Origin of the sequence: Vibrio sp. Y58_MX_L22 (genome assembly GCF_024181865.1) — a bacterium.
In the GTDB taxonomy this organism is placed as follows: Bacteria; Pseudomonadota; Gammaproteobacteria; order Enterobacterales; family Vibrionaceae; genus Vibrio; species Vibrio alginolyticus.
In genome coordinates, this window is record NZ_JAMZAN010000005.1 from 317,392 (window position 1) to 342,616 (window position 25,225).

A 25,225-nucleotide genomic window follows, 5' to 3' on the forward strand; every position below is an offset into this window, starting at 1 on the left:
TTATCAGGAGCGGCGTCGTCGCTCCTGAGCTTTCTAACGGTCTTACAACATGCAAAAGTTAACGATTCTTGGTGCTACTGGATCAATTGGTGCAAGCACGCTTAAAGTGGTCGAACAAAACCCAGATCTGTTTTCTGTCGTTGCCTTAGCGGCAAGCACTAACGTTGAAAAGATGATCGGTCTATGTCGTCAGTGGCAACCTAAGTATGCGGTCATGGCAGATAAAGCTGCGGCGTCTCAACTTCAAGCTGAGCTACACTCGGTTTCGCCAGGTACCGAAGTGCTAGGTGGTGTTGATGCGCTATGCCATATTGCTTCGCTGGACGAGGTCGACAGTGTAATGGCTGCTATTGTAGGAGCAGCTGGCTTATTGCCTACCATGGCTGCCGTGAAAGCAGGTAAGCGAGTCTTGTTGGCAAATAAAGAAGCACTTGTAATGTCAGGCCAGCTATTTATTGATGCTGTAGAAGAATTTGGCGCAGAGCTACTTCCCGTCGACAGTGAACACAACGCCATTTTCCAATGTTTACCACAGCAAGTACAAACCAATCTAGGTCGTTGCAATTTACAAGAACATGGCATTTCTCATATTTTGTTGACTGGATCTGGTGGTCCTTTCCGTTACACTGACATCGCAGAACTGGAACAGGTGACACCCGCTCAGGCGATTGCTCATCCAAACTGGTCGATGGGGCCAAAAATTTCTGTTGACTCTGCCACGATGATGAATAAAGGCCTTGAGTATATCGAAGCTAAGTGGCTATTTAATGCTGCTCGCGAACAACTGAAGGTGGTTATTCATCCTCAATCGGTAATTCATTCTATGGTTCAGTATCGTGATGGTTCGGTCTTGGCACAAATGGGAGAAGCGGATATGGCGACGCCAATTGCGCTCACCATGTCATACCCGTCAAGAGTGGAAGCTGGGGTTAAGCCGCTAGACTTCACGAAAGTTGGCGAGCTGACGTTTTTGCAGCCTGATTTTGCTCGTTACCCATGTTTAAAACTCGCAATTGATGCCTGTTATGAAGGTCAACACGCAACAACAGCATTGAACGCAGCTAATGAAGTCGCTGTTGATGCATTTTTAAATAACAGACTAGGTTTTACCGATATTGCTCGCATCAATGAGTCTGTGTTGAATAAAATCAACGCAAGCTGCAAAGCTGAGAATGCGAATAGCTTGGAAAGCTTGCTCGAGCTAGATAGAATGGCACGAACTATTGCCCTAGAAACCATACGCGAGCGTAGCTGATGACTGGTATATTGTGGAATCTCATTTCTTTTATCGTCGCACTGGGCATTCTTGTTGCCGTGCACGAATTTGGGCATTTTTGGGTTGCTCGCCGTTGCGGCGTTAAAGTTGAAAAGTTTTCAATCGGTTTCGGCAAGTCTATTTGGAGTAAAGTAGGCAAAGACGGAACGGAGTACAGCATCTCAATGATCCCTCTCGGCGGCTATGTGAAAATGGTTGATAGCCGTGTCGATGAGGTGCCAGAACATGAGAAGCACCTAGCGTTTGATAAGAAGCCGTTATGGAAGCGAACCTCTATTGTTGCGGCTGGCCCCATCTTTAATTTTCTTTTCGCAATTTTTGCCTATTGGCTGGTATTTCTAATTGGTATCCCGGCTGTTAAGCCTGTAATTGGTGAAGTTACGCCCAATTCGATTGTTGCGGAAGCTGGAATTGAATCTGGAATGGAACTTAAATCGATATCTGGTATCAAAACTCCGGATTGGGAATCAGTAAATATGGGATTGATTTCTCATATTGGCGATGATTTGATGACGGTAACACTAACGTCAGCGAATGAAGTTGGTTCAGAAGTAACGAAAACGCTCGATTTACGTGAGTGGAAGTTCGACCCAGAAACTCAGTCAGCGATGCAGTCGTTAGGTTTTGCTCCGTATACACCGGAGGTGTATCGAGTTATCGAGCAGGTCTCGCAAGGTGGAGCGGCGGAAAAAGCCGGTGTGCTTCCAGGTGATGAGGTTGTCGCAATTGGTCAACAACGCGTAACCGAATGGAAGCAAGTGGTTGAAGCGGTTCGTTCTAATCCTGATACACCGCTTGAATTGACGGTGTTACGTCAGGGTTATGAGCAAACATTGACGCTGACGCCCGGTAGCCGTGAGCTAGCTAACAAAGAAGTCGTTGGTTTTGCAGGTATTGCACCTAAAGTCGCAGAATGGCCAGAAAGTTATCGCTTCGATCTTCAGTTTGGTGTATTCGAGTCAATAGGTAAAGCAGTAGACAAAACTGGCCAAGTCATTGGTTTGACAATCAGCATGCTTAAGAAGCTGATTGTTGGAGACGTTGGTCTGAATAATCTGAGTGGACCAATATCAATAGCCAAAGGCGCAGGCGCGACAGCAGATTATGGTTTGGTCTACTTTTTAGGTTTTCTCGCTCTAATTAGTGTTAACCTAGGTATTATTAACCTCGTTCCTTTACCAATGTTGGATGGCGGTCATTTGTTGTTTTTTGCAATTGAAGCAGTCATTCGACGTCCTGTTCCTGAGAAAGTGCAGGAAATGGGCTTTAGAATTGGTGGTGCGATCATCTTCTCGCTCATGGCGTTAGCGCTATTTAATGATTTTACTCGTCTGTGATAGTTCAGAGACAAAAGCAGTAGCAAGGAATAATTAGAACAAGTATGGCGATTAAGCGAATTCTATTTGCAAGTTTACTGGCGACCAGTGTATCTGCAAATGGAGCAGAGAACTTCGTAGTTCAAGATATTGAAATCGATGGATTGCAGCGTGTAGCACTGGGTGCTGCATTGTTGAAAATGCCTGTACGTGTCGGTGATACCATTGGCCAAGGCGATGTTGCAGAAATTATCCGCGCCCTGTATGCATCTGGTAACTTTGAAGATGTGAAAGTGTTGCGTGACGGTGGTGTTCTGATGGTTCAAGTCAAAGAACGTCCTACCATTGCAAGCATCTCTTTTTCAGGTAACAAAGCAATCAAGGACGAGCAGCTACAAGAAAACCTGAACGCGTCTGGCGTTCGTGAAGGTGAAGCGCTTGACCGCACCACGCTAAGCAACATTGAAAAAGGCTTAGAAGACTTTTACTACAGCGTAGGTAAATACAACGCAACAGTAAAAGCGGTGGTTACTCCACTACCACGTAATCGTTCTGACCTTAAGTTTGTCTTTACTGAAGGTGTGTCGGCAAAAATTCAGCAAATCAACTTTATCGGTAATGAAGTGTTCAGTGATGAAGAACTGCTTTCGCGCTTTAACTTAAATGTTGATGTGCCGTGGTGGAATTTCCTTTCTGATGAAAAGTATCAAAAGCAAGTCCTTGCAGGTGATATTGAAGCACTCAAATCATTCTACCTGGATCGTGGTTACTTAAAATTTAACGTTGATTCGACACAAGTTGCAATCTCTCCTGACAAGAAAGGGGTATACATTACTCTTGGTCTAGAAGAGGGCGAGGTTTACACCGTTAAGGACGTGAAGTTCCGTGGTGATTTGATTGGTGAGGAAGCGACGTTCGAAAGACTTGTGCCATTTGAAGACAATGAGACATACAACGGCTCGTTGGTTACTTCAATGGAAGAAGGAATTAAGCGTGTGCTTGGTGAGTCCGGTTATGCTTATCCTCAAGTGAACACCATTCCTGAGTTTGACGACGAGAATCAAGAAGTTTCTTTGGTCGTTAACGTAGATCCGGGTAACCGAATTTATGTTCGTGATATTCGCTTCACGGGTAATAACTCAACCAAAGATGAAGTCCTTCGTCGTGAAATGCGTCAGATGGAAGGCAGTTGGTTGAACTCGAAATCGATTGAAACGGGTAAAACTCGTCTAAATCGTTTGGGCTACTTTGAAAATGTTGAAGTACAGACGGTTCGAGTTCCTGGTAGTGATGATCAAGTTGACCTAGTTTACTCTGTCAAAGAAGCGAACTCTGGTAGCGTTAACTTCGGTGTTGGCTACGGTACAGAATCGGGTGTGAGCTTCCAGGTTGGCCTGCAACAAGATAACTTTATTGGTAGCGGTAACCGTGTTGGTATCAATGCGATGATGAATGACTACCAGAAAAACATCAGCCTAGATTACCGTGATCCGTACTGGAACTTAGACGGTGTAAGCTTAGGTGGTAAGGTTTTCTATAACGAATTTGAAGCGAAAGAAGCCAATATTGTTGACTATACCAACGAAAGCTATGGCGCGAGCTTAACGTGGGGCTTCCCATTCGATGAGTTGAACCGTTTTGAATTCGGTGTCGGTTATACGCACAACAAGATCGGTAACTTATCGCCTTACTTGCAGGTAGAGCAGTTCTTACGAGCACAAGCAGACAACATTGATTCTAGTGGGGCGTTGAACACAAACGACTTCGACTTCAATATCTCTTGGACACGTAATAACTTAAACCGTGGTTACTTCCCAACGGCAGGTAACCATCAGCGTGCATTCTATAAAATGACCGTACCTGGCTCTGACGTTCAATACTTCAAAATGCAGTACGATGTTCGCCAGTATGTGCCATTGACTAAAAAGCACGAGTTTACCCTCTTGTTCCGTGGCCGCTTAGGTTACGGTAATGGTTACGGTCAAACGGATGGTAACGATAACTTGTTCCCATTCTACGAAAACTACTACGCAGGTGGCTTTACATCGCTTCGTGGCTTTGGCTCAAACTCTGTTGGTCCTAAAGCGGTTTACCGTGATACATCTGGTTCAAACAATGGCGCAGATACAGCAACAGATGACTCTGTTGGTGGTAACGCCGTAGCGCTAGCAAGTGTTGAGTTGATTGTCCCAACACCATTTGCATCAGAAGAAGTACAAAACCAAATTCGTACCAGTATCTTCTTTGATATGGCAAGTGTTTGGGATACGGAGTTTGACTACCGCGATTCAGGTGCGGAATATGGTGACCGTTACTACTACGATTACTCAGATCCAACCAACTACCGCTCTTCTTACGGTGCGGCGTTGCAGTGGATGTCTCCAATGGGGCCACTAGTATTCTCACTAGCGAAACCAATTAAGAAATTTGATGGCGATGATGAAGAGTTCTTCACATTCACTATCGGTAGAACTTTCTAAAGAGGAAAATATTTTGAATAAAATGATCAAAGCGGCTGGGATTGGCCTTCTTGTACTGAGCTCTTCAATGTTTGCAAATGCGGCAGAAGCTGCACAGAAAATTGCTTACGTAAATACAGCTCAAGTTTTTCAAGCTCTTCCTCAACGTGAAGTTGTACTACAAAAAATGCAGAAAGACTTCAAAAGCAAAGCTGATGAACTGAAGTCAATCCAAGCACAAGCTAAAACAAAGATTGAGAAGCTACAACGTGACGGCGAGCTTTTGGGTCAAGACGAAGTTGAAAAGCTACGTATCGATATCGCGAAGCTAGACAGCGAGTACAAAGTGAAAGCACAAGCACTTGAAAAAGCAAGTGCGCGTCGTGAAGCTGAAGAAAAAGCGAAGCTTTTCAAAACGATTCAAGATGCAGTTAAGAAAGTCGCAGACAAAAATGGTTACGATCTTGTGATTGATATCTCTGCTTTGCAGTACGGCAAGCCAGAATACAATATCTCTGAAGACGTAATTAAAGCTCTAAAATAAGAAGTTATGAAGACATTGACATTAGCCGAATTGGCGACAATTACCGGGGGTGAGCTGTTTGGTGACGAGTCTCTCGTTGTAAGCCGTGTTGCCCCAATGGATAAAGCACGAGAAGGTGACGTAACCTTCTTGTCTAACCCAAAATACGCAAAACACCTTTCTGAGTGCCAAGCTACCGTTGTTATGGTAAAGGCTGAGCATAAAGATCAATGCGTTGGAAATGCGCTAGTGGTTTCAGACCCTTATGTCGCATTTGCTCGTGTGGTCCAAGCGATGGATACCACACCAAAACCGGCAGACGATATTGCACCAAGTGCTGTGATTGCCGCTGACGTTAAAATGGGTGAGAACGTTACAATCGGCGCTAACGCCGTGATTGAAACGGGCGTGGAACTCGGCGACAACGTAAGCGTTGGTGCTGGTTGTTTTATCGGTAAGAACGCCAAGCTAGGGAATAACACCAAGCTTTGGGCTAATGTCACTATCTACCATGAAGTGTCATTGGGTGATGACTGTCTCGTTCAATCGGGTACCGTCATTGGCTCTGATGGCTTCGGTTATGCGAATGACAAAGGCGAGTGGATCAAAATCCCTCAGCTTGGTTCAGTGCGTATCGGTAACCGCGTTGAGATTGGTGCTTGTACTACGATTGACCGCGGTGCACTCGAAGATACTATCATTGAAGACAATGTCATTCTGGATAACCAACTTCAAATCGCGCACAACGTGCAGATCGGATATGGTACCGTGATGCCTGGTGGTACTATTGTCGCGGGCAGTACAAAAATTGGTAAGTACTGCCAGATTGGCGGCGCGTCTGTTCTGAATGGCCATATCACTATCGCAGATGGTGTGGCGATTACAGGTATGGGCATGGTAATGCGCAGTATCGAAGAAAAAGGCCTTTACTCATCAGGTATTCCACTACAAACGAACAGAGAGTGGCGTAAAACTGCAACTCGAGTTCACCGTATTGATGAGATGAATAAGCGCCTGAAAGCGGTTGAAAAACAGCTGGAACAGAAAGAAGAAATTTAGAACAAGTTATCTTTCGCTCTGTATTTAACGTGAAAGCTAACAGGCTCTAGTTCCATATTCTGTACGAAGACTCGCGAAATGCGGGTCTTTTTCTTCTATAATGACGCGCTCTAAGTAGATTTAACTCCAAGATGGTGCGTATTTTGCTAGTATATTGCAAAGCGATTCGGCTTTACGACCTGTTGCCACGTTTGCCATCTTGGCGGCAAAAAATTGATATAGGAAGACGACTTTGACTACTGAAAAGAAAACGATGAACATCTCTGAAATTCAAGAGCTACTACCTCATCGCTACCCATTCTTATTGATCGACCGAGTGATAGACTTCCAAGAAGAGAAGTACCTTCACGCGATTAAAAACGTGTCGGTTAACGAACCTCAGTTCACAGGTCACTTTCCTCAACTACCAGTATTCCCAGGTGTTTTGATTTTAGAAGCAATGGCTCAGGCAACAGGCTTACTTGCATTTAAATCATTTGGTGCACCAACAGAAAATGAACTGTACTACTTTGCAAGCGTAGACGGCGCGAAATTCCGTAAACCAGTGGTTCCGGGCGACCAATTGGTTATTGAGGTAGAATTTCTGAAAGAACGTCGCGGCATTGCTGCATTTAGCGGTGTAGCAAAAGTTGACGGCGAAGTGGTATGTTCTGCAGAACTGAAGTGTGCTCGTCGAGAGTTTTAATATGATTCATGAAACCGCTAAAATCCACCCGGCAGCGGTGGTAGAAGAGGGCGCCAAAATTGGTGCTAACGTAACAGTAGGTCCTTTTACGTACATCACCTCTACGGTTGAAATTGGTGAAGGCACAGAAGTGATGTCTCACGTTGTGATCAAAGGTCACACGACTATTGGCAAAGATAACCGTATTTTCCCACATGCTGTCATCGGCGAAGAAAACCAAGACAAAAAATACGGTGGTGAAGACACAACTGTGGTTATCGGTGACCGTAACGTCATTCGTGAAGCGGTCCAAGTTCACCGCGGCACAGTGCAGGACAAAGCAACCACGATCATTGGTGATGACAACTTATTGTGTGTGAATGCACACGTTGCGCATGATGTTGTTATTGGTAACCACACTCATATCGGTAATAACTCGATTCTTGGTGGTCACGTTACTGTTGATGATTATGCCGGTGTGATGGCACTGTCTGCGATTCATCCGTTTTGTACAGTGGGCGCTTACGCTTACATTGGCGGCTGTTCAGCTGTGGTGCAAGATGTCCCAGCTTATGTACTCGCGCAAGGTAACCACGCTACTCCATTCGGCTTGAACCTTGTTGGCTTGAAGCGTAATGGCTTTGAGAAACCAGAGATTCGTGCGCTACAAAAAGCGTATAAAGAAATCTACCGTTCAGGTAAGACGCTAGAAGAAGTGAAGCCTATTCTGGCTGAAATGGCTCAAGAGTGGCCGGCTGTGAAGCGTTTCTCAGATATTCTGGAAACGACGGAACGTGGCATTATTCGTTAATTGGCGAATGAACCAATAAATAAAAAGATCGTGACCGAATTTGAGGTTACGATCTTTTTGTGTTTTATGGATAAGGCAAACCGTTATCCATAGCGCACAGGAAAAATAGCGAAGTAGATATGGAAAGACCATTACGTATTGGCATCATTGCCGGAGAATTGTCTGGCGATACGCTAGGTGAAGGCTTTATCAAAGCAGTAAAGCAGCAATATCCAGACGCAGAGTTCGTAGGCATTGGCGGTCCGAAAATGATAGCCCAAGGTTGCGAGTCTCTGTTTGAAATGGAAGAGCTTGCGGTGATGGGATTAGTCGAGGTTTTAGGCCGCTTACCGAGACTTCTTAAAGTGAAAGCTGAGCTCGTTCAGTATTTTACTCAGAATCCGCCTGATGTTTTCATCGGGATCGATGCTCCTGACTTCAACTTACGCTTGGAGCTTGACCTCAAGCAAGCGGGCATTAAAACCGTTCATTACGTGAGTCCGTCTGTTTGGGCTTGGCGTCAGAAGCGCATCTTTAAAATAGAAGCGGCAACGAACTTGGTGCTAGCATTTCTTCCGTTTGAGAAAGCGTTTTACGACAAATTTAATGTACCTTGCGAGTTCATTGGTCATACCTTGGCTGATGCCATCCCACTAGAATCAGAACAAGCGCCTGCACGTGAGTTGCTTGGTTTAGAACAAGATAAAAAGTGGCTTGCTGTCCTGCCAGGCAGTCGTGGTAGCGAGTTAAAAATGCTCTCAGAGCCATTTATTGAAACCTGCAAGTTACTCCATAACAAATTTCCAGAACTGGGGTTTGTTGTCGCGCTTGTTAATCAAAAACGCCGTGAGCAGTTTGAACAAGCATGGAAAGAGCTAGCGCCAGAGTTGGACTTCAAGTTAGTTGATGACACCGCACGCAACGTCATCACCGCATCCGATGCTGTGATGTTGGCCTCCGGTACCGTAGCGTTGGAGTGTATGCTTCTCAAGCGTCCAATGGTGGTGGGTTATCGTGTGAATGCATTTACTGCTTTCTTAGCTAAACGTCTATTGAAAACGAAGTATGTGTCATTGCCGAATATCTTGGCGGATGATGAGCTCGTCAAAGAATATCTACAAGATGAGTGCACACCAGACAATTTGTTTACTGAGGTTTCTCGCTTATTGGAAAGCGACAATAAACCGATGTTAGATAAGTTTACGGAAATGCATCATTGGATCCGTAAAGATGCGGATCAACAAGCCGCAAACGCGGTTCTAAAACTGATTGAAAAATAGAGATTTATCATGGCTGTTAAACCAAAAGCGACCAAAACCAAAGTTGAACTCCCTCCGTTTGAATATCCGCAAGGTTACCAGCTTGTGGCCGGAGTCGACGAGGTAGGACGTGGTCCTTTGGTGGGAGACGTCGTCACCGCTGCGGTTATCCTTGATCCTAACAATCCTATTGAAGGGTTGAACGATTCGAAAAAATTGACCGAAAAGAAACGCATGGCGTTGCTTCCTGAAATCAAAGAAAAAGCATTGGCGTGGGCGGTCGGGCGTTGTTCTCCTGAAGAAATCGATCAACTGAATATTTTGCAGGCGACTATGGTTGCGATGCAGCGTGCAGTGGCGGGGTTACAGGTTCAACCTGATTTGGTGTTGATTGATGGTAACCGTTGTCCGGAGCTGCCAATGGATGCTCAAGCTGTAGTAAAAGGCGATCTACGTGTTGCCGAAATCAGTGCGGCTTCAATTATTGCCAAAGTCGTGCGTGACCAAGAGATGGAAGAGTTGGATAAACTTCATCCACAATTTGGCTTTGCGAAGCACAAAGGTTACCCAACTAAAGCGCACTTTGAAGCGATTGAGCAACACGGAGTGATCAGTGAACACCGCAAGAGTTTCAAGCCAGTAAAAAAAGCGTTAGGCATAGAATAATCAAACGATCTAATTGGTGTTATAAACCCAACCTCTTTAGGTTAGAATCCCCAACAAAATAGAGTTACACGGTACCTGTTAATGTCAGATCCCAAATTCATCCACCTGCGTGTTCATAGTGACTTCTCGATGGTGGATGGCCTCAACAAAGTTCCGCCAATCGTAAAGAAAGTTGCTGAGCTCGGTATGCCCGCAATGGCGTTGACCGACTTTACCAACCTATGTGGTTTGGTGAAGTTTTACGGTACGGCGCATGGCAGTGGTGTTAAACCGATCATCGGTGCTGACTTTAAAATGCAGTCGGACGAGTTTGGTGAAGAGCTGACTCAAGTGACTTTGCTTGCGGCGGATAATGTGGGTTATAAGAACCTGACGTTATTGATATCAAAAGCGTACTTACGTGGACATGTTCAACACCACCCTGTGATTGATAAAGCCTGGTTGGCTGAAATGTCTGAAGGCTTGATTGTATTATCCGGCGGTAAAAGCGGGGAAATTGGCCGCGGCCTTTTGAAAGGCAACCGTCAAATAGTGCAGGGGTGTGTTGATTTTTATAAACAGCATTTTCCAGATCGCTTTTATCTTGAGCTACTTCGTACCAGTCGTCCAGATGAAGAAACTTATCTTCACTTTGCGGTTGAATTGGCAGAGCAGCAAGACTTGCCAGTAGTGGCGACCAATGAAGTTGTATTCCTGAGTCCAGACCTATTTGATGCTCATGAAATACGCGTAGCGATTCACGATGGTTACACATTAGAAGATCCGCGTAGGCCAAAAAACTACAGTCCGCAGCAATATCTTCGTACAGAAGAAGAAATGTGTGAGCTGTTTGCTGATATTCCTGAAGCGTTAGAAAACAGTGTCGAGATAGCGAAGCGTTGTAACGTGACTGTGCGCTTAGGTGAGTACTTCCTACCAGCTTTCCCAACCGAAGGGATGAAAGAGACTGAGTTCCTAGTCATGAAATCCCGAGAGGGGTTGGAAGAGCGTTTAGAGTTCCTATTTCCAGATGAGGAAGAGAGAAAACGTCGCCGACCTGAATATGATGAACGTCTTCAGATAGAGCTAGATGTTATCAACCAAATGGGATTTCCTGGTTACTTCTTGATCGTAATGGAGTTCATCCAGTGGTCAAAAGATAATGGAATTCCTGTCGGTCCTGGACGTGGTTCCGGTGCTGGTTCTTTGGTGGCTTACGCACTAAAAATCACCGATCTGGATCCACTAGAATATGACTTGCTGTTCGAACGTTTCTTGAACCCAGAACGTGTTTCGATGCCCGATTTCGACGTCGATTTCTGTATGGATAAACGTGACCAGGTTATTGACCACGTTGCGGAAATGTACGGTCGCGACGCGGTATCTCAGATCATCACGTTTGGTACCATGGCGGCAAAAGCGGTAATCCGTGACGTTGGCCGCGTATTGGGCCACCCATTTGGTTTTGTTGATCGTATTTCAAAGCTGATCCCGCCCGATCCAGGCATGACGCTAGATAAAGCGTTTAAAGCTGAACCTGCACTACCTGAATTGTATGAGGCCGATGAGGAAGTTAAAGAACTCATCGACATGTGTCATATTTTGGAAGGCTGTACGCGAAACGCCGGTAAACACGCTGGTGGTGTTGTAATTTCACCTACAACAATTACCGATTTTGCGCCAATTTATGCAGACGCTGAAGGTCACTTTCCGGTTACTCAATTTGATAAAAACGATGTTGAGACCGCTGGCCTAGTTAAGTTTGACTTCTTGGGTTTACGTACCTTAACCATTATTGACTGGGCGTTAGGACTGATTAACCCACGCCTAGAGCGAGAAGGGAAAGAACCGGTTCAAATTGAATCCATACCGTTAGAAGACCCTGCCTCTTTCCGTTTGTTGCAAAACTCTGAAACGACAGCAGTATTCCAGCTTGAATCTCGAGGCATGAAAGAGCTGATCAAACGACTTCAGCCAGACTGTTTCGAAGACATTATCGCATTGGTTGCACTCTTCCGTCCGGGTCCTTTGCAATCGGGCATGGTAGATAACTTTATCGACCGTAAACATGGTCGAGAAGCGATCTCTTATCCAGATGAAAAGTGGCAACACGAGTCGCTAAAAGAGACGCTTGATCCAACCTACGGCATCATCCTGTACCAAGAGCAGGTAATGCAGATTGCGCAGATCTTAGCAGGTTACACGCTAGGTGGTGCGGACATGCTTCGTCGTGCAATGGGTAAGAAAAAGCCAGAAGAGATGGCAAAACAACGTGCTATCTTTGAAGAAGGTGCGATAAAGAACGGTATCGATGGCGAGTTGGCGATGAAAATCTTCGACTTGGTAGAGAAGTTCGCCGGTTATGGTTTTAACAAATCGCACTCTGCTGCTTATGCATTGGTTTCTTATCAGACTCTTTGGCTGAAAACACATTACCCTGCCGAATTTATGGCTGCGGTAATGACAGCCGATATGGATAACACGGAAAAAGTCGTTGGCTTGGTCGATGAGTGTTTCCGTATGAAGCTCACCGTGCTGCCACCAGACATCAACTCTGGCTTATATCGCTTTAATGTTGATGAAAATGGCGCAATTGTTTACGGTATTGGTGCGATAAAAGGGGTAGGTGAGGGTCCTATCGATGCGATTCTTGAGGCGAGAAATAAAGGTGGTCACTTTAAAGACCTATTTGATTTCTGTGCTCGAGTTGATCTAAAACGCGTCAATAAACGAGTGATAGAGAAGCTGATTTACGCGGGCGCGTTGGATCGACTAGGCCCACACCGCGCGGCGATGATGGCTTCACTCAATGATGCGGTAAAAGCCGCAAGTCAACATCACCAAGCTGAGGCGTTTGGTCAAACGGATATGTTTGGTGTGCTAACGGATGCGCCTGAAGAAGTAGAGCATAAGTATACGCAGGTTCCGCCTTGGCCAGAAAAAGTGTGGTTAGAGGGCGAGCGTGATACCCTAGGTCTCTATTTGACAGGGCACCCAATTAACGCCTACGTAAAGGAACTAAACAAATACACCAGTTGTCGACTAAAAGACGCAACGCCCACTCGCCGCGATCAATCTGTCACGGTAGCCGGCCTGGTTATTGCCGCTCGTGTAATGACGACCAAGCGTGGTACACGAATTGGTATTATGACACTGGATGACCGAAGTGGTCGCATGGAAGTGATGTTGTTCTCAGATGCGCTGGATCGATACGCTGAACTTCTCGAAAAAGACAGAATTTTGGTCGTTTCTGGACAGGTCAGCTTTGATGACTTCAACGGTGGCCTTAAAATGTCGGCGCGTGAAGTTATGGATCTTGGCAGTGCGCGCGAGAAATACGCTCGTGGTTTGTCGGTATCGATAGATGCAAATCAGATCAATGATCAGTTTTTTGAGCAGTTCAGCCGTATTTTAGAACCGCACAAAGCCGGAACCGTACCCGTCAATGTATACTACCAGCGTGCCGACGCCAGAGCGCGGTTAACATTGGGCACCGAGTGGCGAGTAACGCCAAGTGATACATTACTCGACGATTTAAAACAGTTACTTGGCAAAAGCCAGGTAGAACTCGAATTTAACTAAAAATTCAGCGCAATATGTTAGACGCTGAGTAAACAAGGATTCATAGATGAGCCTAAACTTTCTTGAATTTGAAAAGCCAATTGCAGAACTAGAAGCGAAAATTGAAGCATTACGTGATGTCTCTCGTCACGGAGGTGATTCTGCGATTGACCTGGATAAAGAAATCGAACAGCTTGAGAAGAAAAGCTTAGAGCTGAAGAAAAAAACCTTCAGCGACCTAGGCGCATGGGAAACAGCTCAACTGGCTCGTCACCCACTACGTCCTTACACGCTGGATTACATCCAACACGCTTTTGAGGAGTTTGATGAATTAGCGGGTGACCGCGCGTTTGCAGACGACAAAGCGATTGTGGGTGGCATGGCTCGCCTTGAAGGCCGCCCTGTGATGATCATTGGTCACCAAAAAGGTCGTGAAACCAAAGAGAAAGTGAAACGTAACTTTGGTATGCCAAAACCAGAAGGTTACCGTAAAGCGCTACGTTTGATGGAAATGGCAGAGCGTTTCAACATGCCGATCATCACATTTATCGACACGGCTGGCGCGTATCCAGGTGTGGGCGCAGAAGAGCGTGGTCAATCTGAAGCTATCGCGAAAAACCTAAAAGTGATGTCTGGTCTTAAAGTGCCAGTAATCTGTAACGTTGTTGGTGAAGGCGGTTCTGGTGGTGCACTAGCAATCGGTGTAGGCGACTATGTGAACATGCTTCAGTACTCTACGTACTCAGTAATTTCTCCTGAGGGTTGTGCTTCAATCTTATGGCGTGATTCAGACAAAGCGCCACAAGCGGCAGAGGCAATGGGTCTAACTGCTCCGCGTCTTAAAGAGCTTGAACTGATCGACGAAATCATTGAAGAGCCACTAGGCGGCGCTCATCGCGATCATGTTCAAATGGCAGCGAATATGAAAGCGACACTACTTCGTCAGCTAGAAGATCTAGAACAATTGGATGAAGAGACGCTACGTGAGCGTCGTTACCAGCGTCTAATGAGCTACGGTTACTGTTAATTTCGGTGATTGCTATTAAGCGTTAGCTGATATCTCAAGTGATAACAGTTAAAATAGAAAGGGTTGGATGAGAGTCCAGCCCTTTTTTGTACCTATCGGATCGTTTATGGAATCGCTTTACCTGCATTTTGCTCAAGTTCTCGGCCGCTACTATCAATCAGGCACTAAGGTTGTCTTGGCGTTTAGCGGAGGAGTGGATTCACGTCTTTTACTCGAATTACTCAGTCGCTACCAACAAGCGCACTCTGTAGAGTGTCACGCTGTGTATGTGCACCATGGTTTAAGCTCGAATGCCGATAATTGGGCCGATAAATGCTTACTTTGGGCACAACAAGTGGGGATATCGTGCTCGATCGAGCGAGTGAGCTTAGACATCAGCAATGGTGAAAGTATTGAACTTCTTGCTCGTGAAGCTCGCTACCAAGCCTTAACTAAGTACATTCAAGAAGGTGATATACTGTTGACTGGTCAACATGCCGACGATCAAATAGAGACTTTTCTCCTTGCGCTTAAGCGCGGCAGCGGGCCTAAAGGGTTATCTTCGATGGCGGAGAGTATGCCGTTTTCTTGCGGATCTCTAGTTCGACCATTGCTTACTATCAAGCGGAAGACCATCGAAGAAGCCGCTACTAAATTAGGCTTGGAGTGGGTGGAAGACGAAAGCAATCAAGATACCCGTTATGATCGTAACTTTCTTCGTCATTGTGTTATTCCTGAATTGTCTGGTCGCTGGCCGAGTATCCATCAAGCGGTTCAGCGCAGTGCAAACTTATGTGCTCAACAAGAAGCGCTATTGGATGAACTATTGAGCGCGGTGTTTGAACGCGCTTTACAAACGGATCTAAGTTTGAGTATTGAAGAACTGGCTAAGCACAGTGGATTAGCGCGTGCGCGCTTGATTCGTATGTGGCTGTCTAAGCTTAATACTAGTATGCCGACTCAGGTACAACTCAATCTTATCTGGAATGAAGTCGCATTAGCTCAGCAAGATGCCAACCCCAAACTACAACTTAAACAAGGTGAAGTGCGCCGTTTTCGAAATCGTCTCTATTGGGTAACGGAAATCGCTGACGTCACTGAGTGGCAAAGTACGATTCAAGTCGATACCGTTTTATCGCTTCCAGAGCGGCTAGGGGAGCTGACCTTAACGACGAGTTCTAGCAACGCAACGATTGCGCTTCCGAGTCAGCCAGAATTGCTTCGCGTGACCTTTAATCCGGAAGGCTTATCAGCGCATCCAACCACGCGTAATCACAGTCGAAAACTGAAGAAGTTGTTCCAAGAATACAATGTGCCAAGCTGGCTGCGTCGTCAAATTCCGATTTTGATGTATCAAGACCGAGTCGTTGCTGTGGCAGATCTGTTCGTTGATCAGGCGTTTAATGGTCAAGATTGTGAACTTATTTGGCGCAGGTAATGAAAATTCATGCCACAATGTCGATTATAAAATATAAAAATCCTTAAATAATAATTGATTAGGTGAAGCAATGAAGAAAACAATCATGGGTGCAATGGTGGCGTTAACCATGTTTAGTGGGCAAGCTCTAGCTGCGGGAGATGCTACAGCAGGTCAAGCAAAGTCGGGAGTATGCGCGGCGTGTCATGGCGCTGATGGTATTGCTGTCATTCCGGGTTACCCAAATCTGAAAGGGCAAAATGAGCAATATATTATCAGTTCAATTAAAGCTTATAAAAATAAAGAGCGAACAGGTGGGCTTGCTGCTGTGATGCAAGCTCAAGCTTCATTGTTGTCTGATGAAGATATCGCTAACCTAGCGGCTTATTACGCAAGTTTGAAGTAAACGCGAGTCTGAAAAAGCTTGGACGATTGGGCATTGAGCAGTCCTCACTGGGGTTTTATCAACTCACGATATTCGCTATGTTAATTTGCTCAATCTGGATTTTCGCTGGTGGATCAGAGACAAACATTGAATGTTGCGAAACGCTAAACGATAATAAGCGCAATCGATTGAAGCTTAAGGGATGAACATGAAAAAAATTGAAGCGATTATCAAGCCATTTAAACTGGATGATGTTCGAGAAGCGCTAGCTGAAGTTGGCATTACAGGGATGACCGTCTCTGAAGTGAAAGGCTTTGGTCGCCAAAAAGGTCACACCGAGCTTTACCGTGGTGCAGAGTACATGGTGGACTTTCTACCTAAAGTGAAGCTCGAAATCGTTGTAACGGAAGATGTGGCTGATAAATGCGTAGAGACAATCATTGAAACCGCGCAAACTGGTAAGATTGGTGATGGTAAAATATTTGTCACTGATATTGAGCGTGTGGTTCGTATTCGTACTGGTGAAGAAGACGAAGACGCGATCTAAGGTTTCTTGTCACCTGTTTCGTATTTATTATGCTAAAAGGGAGCCAAGTGGCTCCTTTTTTGTTGTTTGCTTATTAGTGAAATCATTTAACCCGAGATTTGTTGTTCTAGATTTTGGGTGCCTACATTCAGGTTTGTCGTATGTTTAAGCGTTTTTTTCTGGCGTTAGCTTTTCTCGTAATGGCGGTATTGGTTGGCTTCCAGGTTATTTTCACCGTACCAGATCAGCCGCAAATTATTACTCAAACAGGTACCGAGCTGACACAAGATATCAGGTGCATCGAATTTAGCGATTCAAAAGCTCTCGATCATGACGGCAAAATCAATGTGCTTGTCTGGAATATCTACAAACAGAACCGGGCTAATTGGCAACGTGCACTCGATGAGTTTTCTGCTGATAAGCAGTTACTGTTATTGCAAGAAGCCAGCATGACACCATCATTTAAACAGTGGTTGGTGGATGGTCGCTGGGTTAGTAATCAAGTGAGTGCTTTTAAGGCGCTGGGTAGCGGTGCCGGTGTAATTAGTATTGCTCAAGGGCAACCAGAAAAAGCCTGCGCTTACACCTCTAAAGAGCCGTGGCTTCGCTTACCTAAGTCTGCATTATATAGCCAGTATCACTTGAGTAATGGCGAGAAACTCGCAGTGGTGAATGTACATGCGATTAACTTCACCGTGGGTACAAAAGAGTATGTATCTCAGTTAACGGCGCTTGAAATGCTTTTAAAGCATCATGTGGGGCCAATTCTATTTGCTGGAGACTTCAATAGCTGGAGTGAATCTCGCGTTAATGCGATGAGGCAGGCCTTAAAGGCTGCGGACTTACAAGAGGTGACGTTCTTGCCGGATCATCGAGTCCAATTTATAACAGGGTTACCACTGGACCATGTGTTTTACCGAGGTCTGACGCTTAAGTACGCAAAAGCGCCGCAGAGCGACGCTTCCGATCATAACCCATTGTTATTGTCATTTACGTTAAATGACTAGCTTAGGTTACCACAATATAAAGTGCCCAAATAACGTAGAAGAATACCCATGGCAGGCTTGCAATCACCAAAGCTTGGCCACGTTCAAACTCCGTCCACGTCAGTACAACGCCGTAGCCGAGCACAATGTACCAAGGCAGAAGCAAAGGTAACGAGCTAGCGAAATGAGACCATTCGTTAGTAAGAGGCAGCTTTAATAGACCATTGAGGCTATTTAAATCGGCAGCGTAAGTCATTACCTGACCATGCTTGAGTAGCAAGCTCGCGTAGCTTGCTACATCGCCCAATACTGCTGGGAATAAGATAGCACACGATGCGGCAAACCATTTCCAGTAACCGTATTGTTGTTTGCTTGCCTTTGTTGCAAGAAAGAACCAAAGCGCGAGCAATATTAAGGTGGCAAAGCGGTTGAATACATCATTGATGATCGCGCTTGCCATTAGCGTGTTTGGTTCTAATAGCTCAATCTGCTTCGGGTCGATTTGCTGAAATTGCGCAGCAAGTTGGTCACTGAGCCACGTGAAATCGACATTCGAAAAGTAAGCACCCCAGAATAAAAACGGACTAAGCATCAGGAAGATGAACGGTTGCCATCCCCATCCACCGCGTTGATAAAGCGCGAGAAAACAAGATGTTGGAGAACGAAAAATGTCCAACAGCATCACAAGTGGATTGCTTGATGGGTTCATACACTTACCTTCGTTACGTCAACGTACAACTTAAGCTTTTGACCTGGTTGTAAGTATTTTTTCTTGTGTAGCGAGTTCCATTTCACGATGTCGTTCGTTTTTACTTTGAACTTGCTTGCAATGCCGCTAATGGTGTCGCCAGAGCGAACGTTGTAGAAAACGGTACGGATCACAGAACCTTTGTCTGAGTCCTTCCAAATCACTAGCTTTTGACCCACACGCAATGGATCTTTAGGGCCCATACCATTCCATTTAGCTAACGATTTATACGACACTTTATTGTTACGTGCGATTGACCACAAACTTTCTCCAGACTGAACGACATGGGTGAGCTTGAGTTGACCACGAGCACGAGATTGAGTCTTGTTTAATCGGTTTTGTGCCGTTAATGCATATTTTGCATCGTCTTTTGTTGATGTCGGAATCAATAGGTATTGACCAATACGAATGTTGTTATTCGATAGGCCGTTGGCACGTCGAATGACTTTCGTGGTTGTGCCGTATTTATTAGCTAGCACGCTTAAAGAGTCACCAGATTTCACCTTGTAGCGAGCGACCTTCATCCCTTTACCGCGATTTTTCTCCACCTTGGTGAGAAAAGTCTCTTTTTTCTCTACGGGAATCAAAAGTTGGTGCGGCCCCTCAGGCGCTGTCGACCACTGGTTGTATGCTGGGTTGTAACTCTGCAACTCTTTTACGCTAATGCCGGCATAATCTGCGGCAATAGCCAGATCTAACTGCTCTTCTGGATCAACAAGCGTTAGAACAGGCTTGTTTGGAATTGCAGGAATATTAAGTCCGTACTTGTCTTGGTTTGCGATAACGTCAGCCAAGGCCAATAGCTTAGGAACGTAACTGCTGGTCTCTTTTGGTAAGTCTAATGAGAAGAAATCGATAGGTTTACCGAGCTTTTTATTCTTACGAATTGCGCTAGAAACTCGGCCTCCACCGCTGTTATAAGCGGCGATTGCATGTTCCCAGTTACCATCAAAACGCTCGTTTAGTTGTACTAGGTAGTCCAGCGCTGCATCCGTTGCTGCTGCCACATCTCTGCGACCGTCATACCAGTAGTTTTGCTCTAATCCCATCATTTTTCCGGTGCCTGGGACAAATTGCCACAACCCAGCCGCGCTACCATGTGAGTAGGCAAAGGCATCGAATGAACTTTCCACTACAGGAAGTAATGCAAGCTCCATTGGGAGTCCGCGCTCTTCGATACGTTTTGTGATCATGTATAGAAAAGGAGTCGCACGCTTAGATACCGTGTAAAGGTGATTTGGGTGCTTTAAATACCACGTACGGTAGTAGTCCACTTTCTTGTGGTTTGGGATATCCATGTCCAGCTGCATGGCGATACGTTGCCACACATCTTCTTGTTCTTGGGGGGAGAGAACTTTAGGCGCGTCGTTAGCGGATTTTTTTGCTAGTGACGATTTATTGCCCGGTTGAGCTTTTACTGCATTTTGCTTTGCAGTCTGCTCAGATTTATTGGTTTCTGGTGTAGAAGACGTTGAATCTGACTGAGTCAATTGACAGCCAGATAATAACAACGCCAACGCCCAAGTATACTTCAAACGCATGGATTCAGCCTATTTAGGGCCTGTTTATCTTCACCTGCCTGTCGCGCAACGTAATGTGCGTGGCAGTCGCAAGATAATAGACATCTTTTAAACACTAACTAATTTATAGAGGCAAAGAGCTTCTAATTATGCAATGGGGAGAAATTCAAATAGATTTATATCAACCCCAAACGTAAGAGAAGCGCCAGTGGCGCTTCTCGAAAAATCAGTCCCTGATAATACTGGGGTCTTGCAAACTTACAAGCAGAAAATGGTTAAAATTCGTTCTTCCACTCGCGTAAAGCAGTAAAAACCGAGCATGGATCGCTATTTTTAATGCGACTAGCAACAGATTGAACCACGTCAGGGTTAGAGGTTCGCAAGAACGGATTAATCCACTTTTCTTTGCGTATTGTTGTTGGAAGTGTCGGAATGTTGAGTGCTCGCAGTCGGTTTACATCGTCGCGATATTGGCGAAGTTGCTCATTGTCAGGTTCAACCGCTAGAGCAAACGCCACGTTACTCGCGGTGTATTCATGCGCGCAGAAGACTTGAGTTTCTTCTGGTAGAGACGTTAGTTTGCTCAGTGATTCAAACATTTGCTCAGGCGTACCTTCAAAAATACGACCGCAGCCAGCAGAAAAGAGCACATCACCGCAAAACAGTTTTCCGTCCCCAACGTAACCGATATGGCCCAAAGTATGGCCGGGTAACCCAAGTACTAAGAAAATCTCACCAAACAACTCCAGCTTGTCGCCTTCTTCCATTGGTGTCGTTAGGGTTGGAATTGGCTCTGATTTTGGGCCCACAACGGCGACGTTAGGAAATGCACGCACTAAGTCTGGAACGCCACCAATGTGATCGTTGTGGTGGTGCGTAATTAAAATCGCTTCTAAAGTTAATTCGTTAGCCTGCAGAAATTCTAATACTGGCTTCGCATCGCCCGGATCAACGACTGCGCAGCGCTTATCGCTATTTTGTATCAGCCAGATGTAATTATCATTAAATGCGGGTATGCTTTTGATCTCTAACACGATTCGTTCTCCGTCACCCATTTTAGTCAGGTGGTTAATGAAACCAGCACTCAGCAACAAAACTATACCACACCCGTCGACTTGGTCAGCAATGAACAACGGTCCGTGGGTGCTTGAGTCAATCCAGACCCGACTTGATGAATGGTGCCCGAAACTCTTCGGCTACCATATGCTCAAACTGGGCGGGTTGAGCTGTGAGCTAACCAGCTGTAATTGTAACATTCAACACCAAGTCAACGTAGATATCCAGAACCCGTTGCATAATGTGATTGCAGATGGTTACGAATTACCCTTTTTGGAAAAAAGCTTTGATGTTGTGATACTCGCTCATCAGCTCGACTATGCAAGCGATCCACACCGTTTGTTGCGTGAAGTCGATAGAGTGATGATGGATGATGGCTATGTAATTATTACTGGATTCAACCCATTAAGCTTGACTGGATTAGCGAGTTTGCTTCCATGGCGTAAACATAATTTGCCTTGGAGTGGACGAATGTTTACGTCGAACCGCATCAAAGATTGGTTAGGGTTACTTAATTATCAAGTGATTCATTGTGATCGTTATGCGCTGTTTCCGATGAAACGTTACCGTACGATGTGGACATGGTTGGAAAATAGTCTTGGTGATTGGGCATCACCCGCTGGGAGTTTGTATTACATAGTCGCGCGGAAACGGACATACCCTCTCAAGCCTATCAAACCGCATTGGCGCTTGAAGAAAAAGCTCACACCACTTGGGGTGATGAATCGAGAGGGTAACACTATGAGGAAAGAATCTCGCTAAGAGGGTTGGTAACCTGTATCTTCCTCAGTTGGGTTTTCTGCAGCAGTCCGGGCTAGCTCATCACACATTTCGTTCTCACGATGGCCCGCGTGGCCTTTTACCCAATGCCATTCAACTTGATGGCGTGCGGTTTCTTTGTCTAGAGCTTGCCATAAATCGGCATTCTTCACGGGTTTTTTATCCGCTGTTTTCCAACCACGCTTCTTCCAGTTATGGATCCACTGAGTAATACCTTGGCGCACATATTGGCTGTCAGTCGTTAAAGTGACTTTGCAAGGTTGTTTTAACGTCTGCAGCGCGACGACAGCCGCCAACATTTCCATGCGGTTGTTGGTAGTTAACGTATAGCCTTTGGAAAGTGTCTTTTCTACGTCTTTGTAACGCAATACTATGCCGTAACCACCTGGTCCTGGGTTACCTAAACAAGAACCGTCAGTGAAAATCTCAACGTGTTTGGTCATATTTTTTGGTACTATTAGCCGAAACATTTAATAAAGCATAGTCTGACATACATAACCTTATGAATACCAGCAGCAATTCTGAATATAACCGCATTGTCGTTCTCGATACCGAAACCACAGGTATGAACCGCGAGGGTGGTCCTCACTACATGGGACACCGTATTATTGAAATCGGTGCCGTGGAGATCATCAACCGTAAGCTGACTGGTCGTCACTTCCACGTTTATTTAAAACCCGATCGTGAAATCCAACCAGAAGCGGTGGAAGTTCACGGTATTACGGATGAATTCTTGGTTGATAAACCGGAATACGCGAGCGTGCACCAAGAGTTTCTTGAGTTTATTAAAGGCGCAGAACTTGTTGCCCACAACGCGCCCTTCGATACCGGCTTTATGGATTACGAGTTTGGCATGCTCGATCCTAACATCGGCAAAACGGACGACTACTGCAAGGTGACCGACACCCTTGCTATGGCGAAGAAAATCTTCCCTGGTAAGCGAAACAACCTTGATATCTTATGTGAACGTTACGGTATTGATAACTCGCACCGTACTCTCCACGGAGCTTTGCTCGATGCGGAGATTCTAGCCGACGTTTACCTCTTTATGACGGGTGGTCAAACGAGTCTAGAATTTAACGCGAATAAACAAGAGGGTGGAGTAGAAACCATTCGTCGTATTGAAGGAAGAAAAGCGCTAAAGGTTTTGCGCGCAAGTGCCGATGAACTAGAAGCTCACCAAAAAAGATTAGAGTTGGTGAACGACTGTATTTGGCATCAATAGGAGAAGCTATGTTGAGGGCTTTGTTGGTCGCGTTTTTAGCGATATGGAGTAGTCTCTCGAGTGCTGCGAGTGAATCTACAATGTCTTTATTAGACAATCGCTTTCGAGTTGATCCAACCATCGAGCAGATCACGTTTTTGGTTTATCGTGAGCAAAGTTCTCAGCCAGTTGTTTTAGTCCGTCCTGACGGTAAAAAATACTATGCTTGGGGCTCTTACGACAATGTACGTTGGTATCAAGAAGCCTCACTCGATATTATTTCCGTTGATAACCCTATGCCAGGTCCATGGCAGGCTGTGGGGAAAGTTACGCCTAAAAATAACATCCGCTTAATTTCTCACCTAAAGCTCAGTACGGATCTGTTCCCAAACCGATTATATAATGGGGAAGCGCTTAAGTTTACAGCTCGCCTGACCTCCGACGGCAAACCTCTTGTATTGCGCGACTTCCTTGATCGCGTGAATCTGCGCGTGACATTTACCAAGTTTGTCGAAAATGAAGATGAGCTGATCAAAGAAGCTCGTCCAGTGCCGATGGTTGTGGGTGAGTTTGCTGATGACGGCCGCGGCTTGGATGAAAAAGCAGGGGATGGAGTGTTCACGGTTCAGCTCCCAATAGACGTTGAGCCTGGTAAGTACCGCGCGCGCATCACGTCTGGCAATGGCGTATTCTTACGAGCGCAAGAACAAGTCATCTTGGTTTATCCGAACCCAATCTCTCGTACTTTTATTCAGGCTCGTAATCCCGATAAGCCACATCAATTAGTGGTGAGTGGTGAGCAAGGTATGATTGCACCAGGCTCTATTGCAGTCACAGTGAAAAAGGACGCTCCCGATGGTTTCATTAGTTACAGCCAAGGACAGGTCTCTAAAGATGGAATGAGAGTTACGTTGAACCTCAATAACGATGCTGAGCTTGGTAAGTACGCATGGCGCGGCGAGATCTTTACCACTGATTTTGCAACCCAGCGTCCGTTGGTGTTTCCTATTCCAGAGCAAACCTTCAGTGTTGTTGATGAAGTTGATCTAGAAGCTGCTCGAATTGCAAAAGAAGCTGAATTAGCCGAGCAGCGCCGTATTGAAATGGAAAAGCAAATTATCGCTGAGCGGGAGGCTGAGCGTAAGCGCAGCATGATTATTATCGCGGTGGGTAACGTGATAATGCTGCTGATTGTGATCATTGCATGGATAGTCTGGCGCAAAATTAAAGCGAAGCGCGATGCCATGCCAGAGATGCAGTTAGAAGTGCCAAAGAAATAGTAGTAACACATAAAGCGAGAAACGGAGCCAATCGGCTCCGTTTTTTCAGTTTAAGTTTGAGACAGAATTTGATGTTTCTCATGGTCATTAATCATTTTATTTTAAAGTAACACCATGATTTAACGTTGATTAATCATAATAAAGCTCGCATGATACTGTTTACGTTTCGACTTGATTTTAGTGCGTATCGACGGAGTGAATTATGACAATTGGAGAGTTAGGACTAGAACATTTACCACGACAAAAGGCCTTGGTTGAGTCAGCTTATGATGCCTTTTGTTCTGAAAAAGACGTTGTTGCCGCGGTATTGCTTGGTTCATTGTCATCAGGACAAGGTGACCGTATTTCGGACGCTGATGTTGTTGTATTTACTCAAAACAACTTCCATAAAGCCTCAGAGCCTTGCTTTACCCAGTTTGAAGCTAATAAAGACATTTTTTATCGCCTTGAGGGAGAGCACAACGAAAATGCGTGTTTCAAAAAATACATTTTTAATGACCTAACCAGTGCAGAGATTCATTGTTTAGATCTCTGTGAGCCCTTCAAACTTTCTAAGCCATTTAAGACTTTATTTGATAAAGCTGATGTGATTGGGGGCATGGTTACTGATGAACCTGCGCCAAAGCATGAAGATTTCCCAGTTTATACCAGTGGTGATCAAGGACTGATCTGGGAACTCTTTGATTGTATTAAGTGGTTGAGCAGAGATAACCATGAGCTTGCTAAGTCCTATTTGAAAAAACTCTCTGAGAAACTCTAATTTGA

The 25,225-nt window shown here is 45.3% G+C and carries 23 protein-coding genes; 19 read left to right on the forward strand and 4 right to left on the reverse strand.

Going from position 1 to position 25,225, the window contains the following annotated elements; translation table 11 throughout:
* Window positions 1–49 precede the first annotated feature (49 nt).
* From ispC to NL626_RS14225, 15 genes are all read left to right on the forward strand, one after another.
* Complete coding sequence (ispC, locus tag NL626_RS14155; RefSeq protein ID WP_005385353.1) at window positions 50–1,255, forward strand: 1-deoxy-D-xylulose-5-phosphate reductoisomerase; 1,206 nt, start codon at window positions 50–52, stop codon at window positions 1,253–1,255.
* Window positions 1,255–2,613, forward strand: a complete 1,359-nt coding sequence (gene rseP / locus NL626_RS14160; protein WP_005380334.1) for a sigma E protease regulator RseP — start codon at window positions 1,255–1,257, stop codon at window positions 2,611–2,613. The genes ispC and rseP overlap by 1 nt, the downstream gene beginning before the upstream one ends.
* Window positions 2,614–2,657: 44 nt before the next feature.
* A complete protein-coding gene (gene bamA, locus NL626_RS14165; RefSeq protein ID WP_005391802.1) occupies window positions 2,658–5,072 on the forward strand; it encodes an outer membrane protein assembly factor BamA in 2,415 nt (804 codons plus the stop codon).
* Window positions 5,073–5,085: 13 nt separating this feature from the next.
* Window positions 5,086–5,595, forward strand: a complete 510-nt coding sequence (locus NL626_RS14170) for an OmpH family outer membrane protein (RefSeq protein WP_005391804.1) — start codon at window positions 5,086–5,088, stop codon at window positions 5,593–5,595.
* Between the two features lie 6 nt (window positions 5,596–5,601).
* Window positions 5,602–6,633: a UDP-3-O-(3-hydroxymyristoyl)glucosamine N-acyltransferase gene (lpxD, locus tag NL626_RS14175; protein WP_054577588.1), complete on the forward strand. Its 1,032-nt coding sequence runs from the start codon at window positions 5,602–5,604 to the stop codon at window positions 6,631–6,633.
* A 232-nt stretch (window positions 6,634–6,865) separates the two neighbouring features.
* Entirely contained in the window at window positions 6,866–7,318 is a 453-nt protein-coding gene (gene fabZ / locus NL626_RS14180; RefSeq protein WP_005380349.1) for a 3-hydroxyacyl-ACP dehydratase FabZ, read from the forward strand.
* 1 nt (window position 7,319) lies between these two features.
* Window positions 7,320–8,108: an acyl-ACP--UDP-N-acetylglucosamine O-acyltransferase gene (gene lpxA, locus NL626_RS14185; protein ID WP_005380357.1), complete on the forward strand. Its 789-nt coding sequence runs from the start codon at window positions 7,320–7,322 to the stop codon at window positions 8,106–8,108.
* Window positions 8,109–8,227: 119 nt separating this feature from the next.
* Complete coding sequence (gene lpxB, locus NL626_RS14190) at window positions 8,228–9,367, forward strand: lipid-A-disaccharide synthase (RefSeq protein WP_253657462.1); 1,140 nt, start codon at window positions 8,228–8,230, stop codon at window positions 9,365–9,367.
* 9 nt (window positions 9,368–9,376) lie between these two features.
* Window positions 9,377–10,012 carry a ribonuclease HII gene (gene rnhB, locus NL626_RS14195; protein ID WP_005380361.1) on the forward strand — a complete coding sequence of 212 codons (636 nt, stop codon included), beginning with the start codon at window positions 9,377–9,379 and terminating at the stop codon, window positions 10,010–10,012.
* A gap of 81 nt (window positions 10,013–10,093) precedes the next feature.
* Entirely contained in the window at window positions 10,094–13,573 is a 3,480-nt protein-coding gene (gene dnaE / locus NL626_RS14200; RefSeq protein WP_253657463.1) for a DNA polymerase III subunit alpha, read from the forward strand.
* Between the two features lie 46 nt (window positions 13,574–13,619).
* A complete protein-coding gene (accA, locus tag NL626_RS14205; RefSeq protein ID WP_005380365.1) occupies window positions 13,620–14,579 on the forward strand; it encodes an acetyl-CoA carboxylase carboxyl transferase subunit alpha in 960 nt (319 codons plus the stop codon).
* Between the two features lie 106 nt (window positions 14,580–14,685).
* The gene (gene tilS / locus NL626_RS14210) at window positions 14,686–15,996 is read left to right on the forward strand and encodes a tRNA lysidine(34) synthetase TilS (RefSeq protein ID WP_239932087.1); all 1,311 of its coding nucleotides are present in this window, start codon (window positions 14,686–14,688) and stop codon (window positions 15,994–15,996) included.
* Window positions 15,997–16,066: 70 nt separating this feature from the next.
* Window positions 16,067–16,381, forward strand: a complete 315-nt coding sequence (locus NL626_RS14215) for a cytochrome c (protein WP_005391816.1) — start codon at window positions 16,067–16,069, stop codon at window positions 16,379–16,381.
* Window positions 16,382–16,568: 187 nt separating this feature from the next.
* Entirely contained in the window at window positions 16,569–16,907 is a 339-nt protein-coding gene (gene glnB / locus NL626_RS14220; RefSeq protein ID WP_005380372.1) for a nitrogen regulatory protein P-II, read from the forward strand.
* A gap of 140 nt (window positions 16,908–17,047) precedes the next feature.
* Window positions 17,048–17,893 (forward strand): endonuclease/exonuclease/phosphatase family protein, encoded by an 846-nt coding sequence (locus tag NL626_RS14225; RefSeq protein ID WP_033905505.1) that lies wholly within the window; start codon window positions 17,048–17,050, stop codon window positions 17,891–17,893.
* A gap of 1 nt (window position 17,894) precedes the next feature.
* Here NL626_RS14225 and NL626_RS14230 read toward each other — a convergent pair whose 3' ends face one another.
* The 3 genes from NL626_RS14230 to gloB all read right to left on the reverse strand — a co-directional run bounded on the left by NL626_RS14230 (window position 17,895) and on the right by gloB (window position 21,174).
* On the reverse strand, window positions 17,895–18,581 hold the full coding sequence (locus tag NL626_RS14230) for a YIP1 family protein (protein WP_033905504.1): 687 nt from the start codon (window positions 18,579–18,581) through the stop codon (window positions 17,895–17,897).
* Entirely contained in the window at window positions 18,578–20,161 is a 1,584-nt protein-coding gene (locus NL626_RS14235) for a LysM peptidoglycan-binding domain-containing protein (RefSeq protein WP_017820746.1), read from the reverse strand. The genes NL626_RS14230 and NL626_RS14235 overlap by 4 nt, the downstream gene beginning before the upstream one ends.
* 254 nt (window positions 20,162–20,415) lie before the next feature.
* Window positions 20,416–21,174: a hydroxyacylglutathione hydrolase gene (gloB, locus tag NL626_RS14240; protein ID WP_005380380.1), complete on the reverse strand. Its 759-nt coding sequence runs from the start codon at window positions 21,172–21,174 to the stop codon at window positions 20,416–20,418.
* Window positions 21,175–21,211: 37 nt separating this feature from the next.
* On the opposite strand from gloB, the gene NL626_RS14245 reads away from it, so the two are divergent.
* On the forward strand, window positions 21,212–21,958 hold the full coding sequence (locus tag NL626_RS14245) for a class I SAM-dependent methyltransferase (protein WP_017636046.1): 747 nt from the start codon (window positions 21,212–21,214) through the stop codon (window positions 21,956–21,958).
* On the opposite strand, the gene rnhA is transcribed toward NL626_RS14245, so the two are convergent.
* Window positions 21,955–22,419, reverse strand: coding sequence for a ribonuclease HI (gene rnhA, locus NL626_RS14250; RefSeq protein WP_005380384.1), 465 nt, complete (start codon window positions 22,417–22,419; stop codon window positions 21,955–21,957). The genes NL626_RS14245 and rnhA overlap by 4 nt on opposite strands.
* 59 nt (window positions 22,420–22,478) lie before the next feature.
* Between rnhA and dnaQ the strand changes: the two genes are divergently transcribed.
* The 3 genes from dnaQ to NL626_RS14265 all read left to right on the forward strand — a co-directional run bounded on the left by dnaQ (window position 22,479) and on the right by NL626_RS14265 (window position 25,220).
* On the forward strand, window positions 22,479–23,201 hold the full coding sequence (dnaQ, locus tag NL626_RS14255; RefSeq protein WP_005380385.1) for a DNA polymerase III subunit epsilon: 723 nt from the start codon (window positions 22,479–22,481) through the stop codon (window positions 23,199–23,201).
* 8 nt (window positions 23,202–23,209) lie between these two features.
* Window positions 23,210–24,460 carry a TIGR03503 family protein gene (locus tag NL626_RS14260; protein WP_017820744.1) on the forward strand — a complete coding sequence of 417 codons (1,251 nt, stop codon included), beginning with the start codon at window positions 23,210–23,212 and terminating at the stop codon, window positions 24,458–24,460.
* Window positions 24,461–24,662: 202 nt separating this feature from the next.
* A complete protein-coding gene (locus NL626_RS14265) occupies window positions 24,663–25,220 on the forward strand; it encodes a nucleotidyltransferase domain-containing protein (RefSeq protein WP_053304069.1) in 558 nt (185 codons plus the stop codon).
* Window positions 25,221–25,225: the final 5 nt, after the last annotated feature.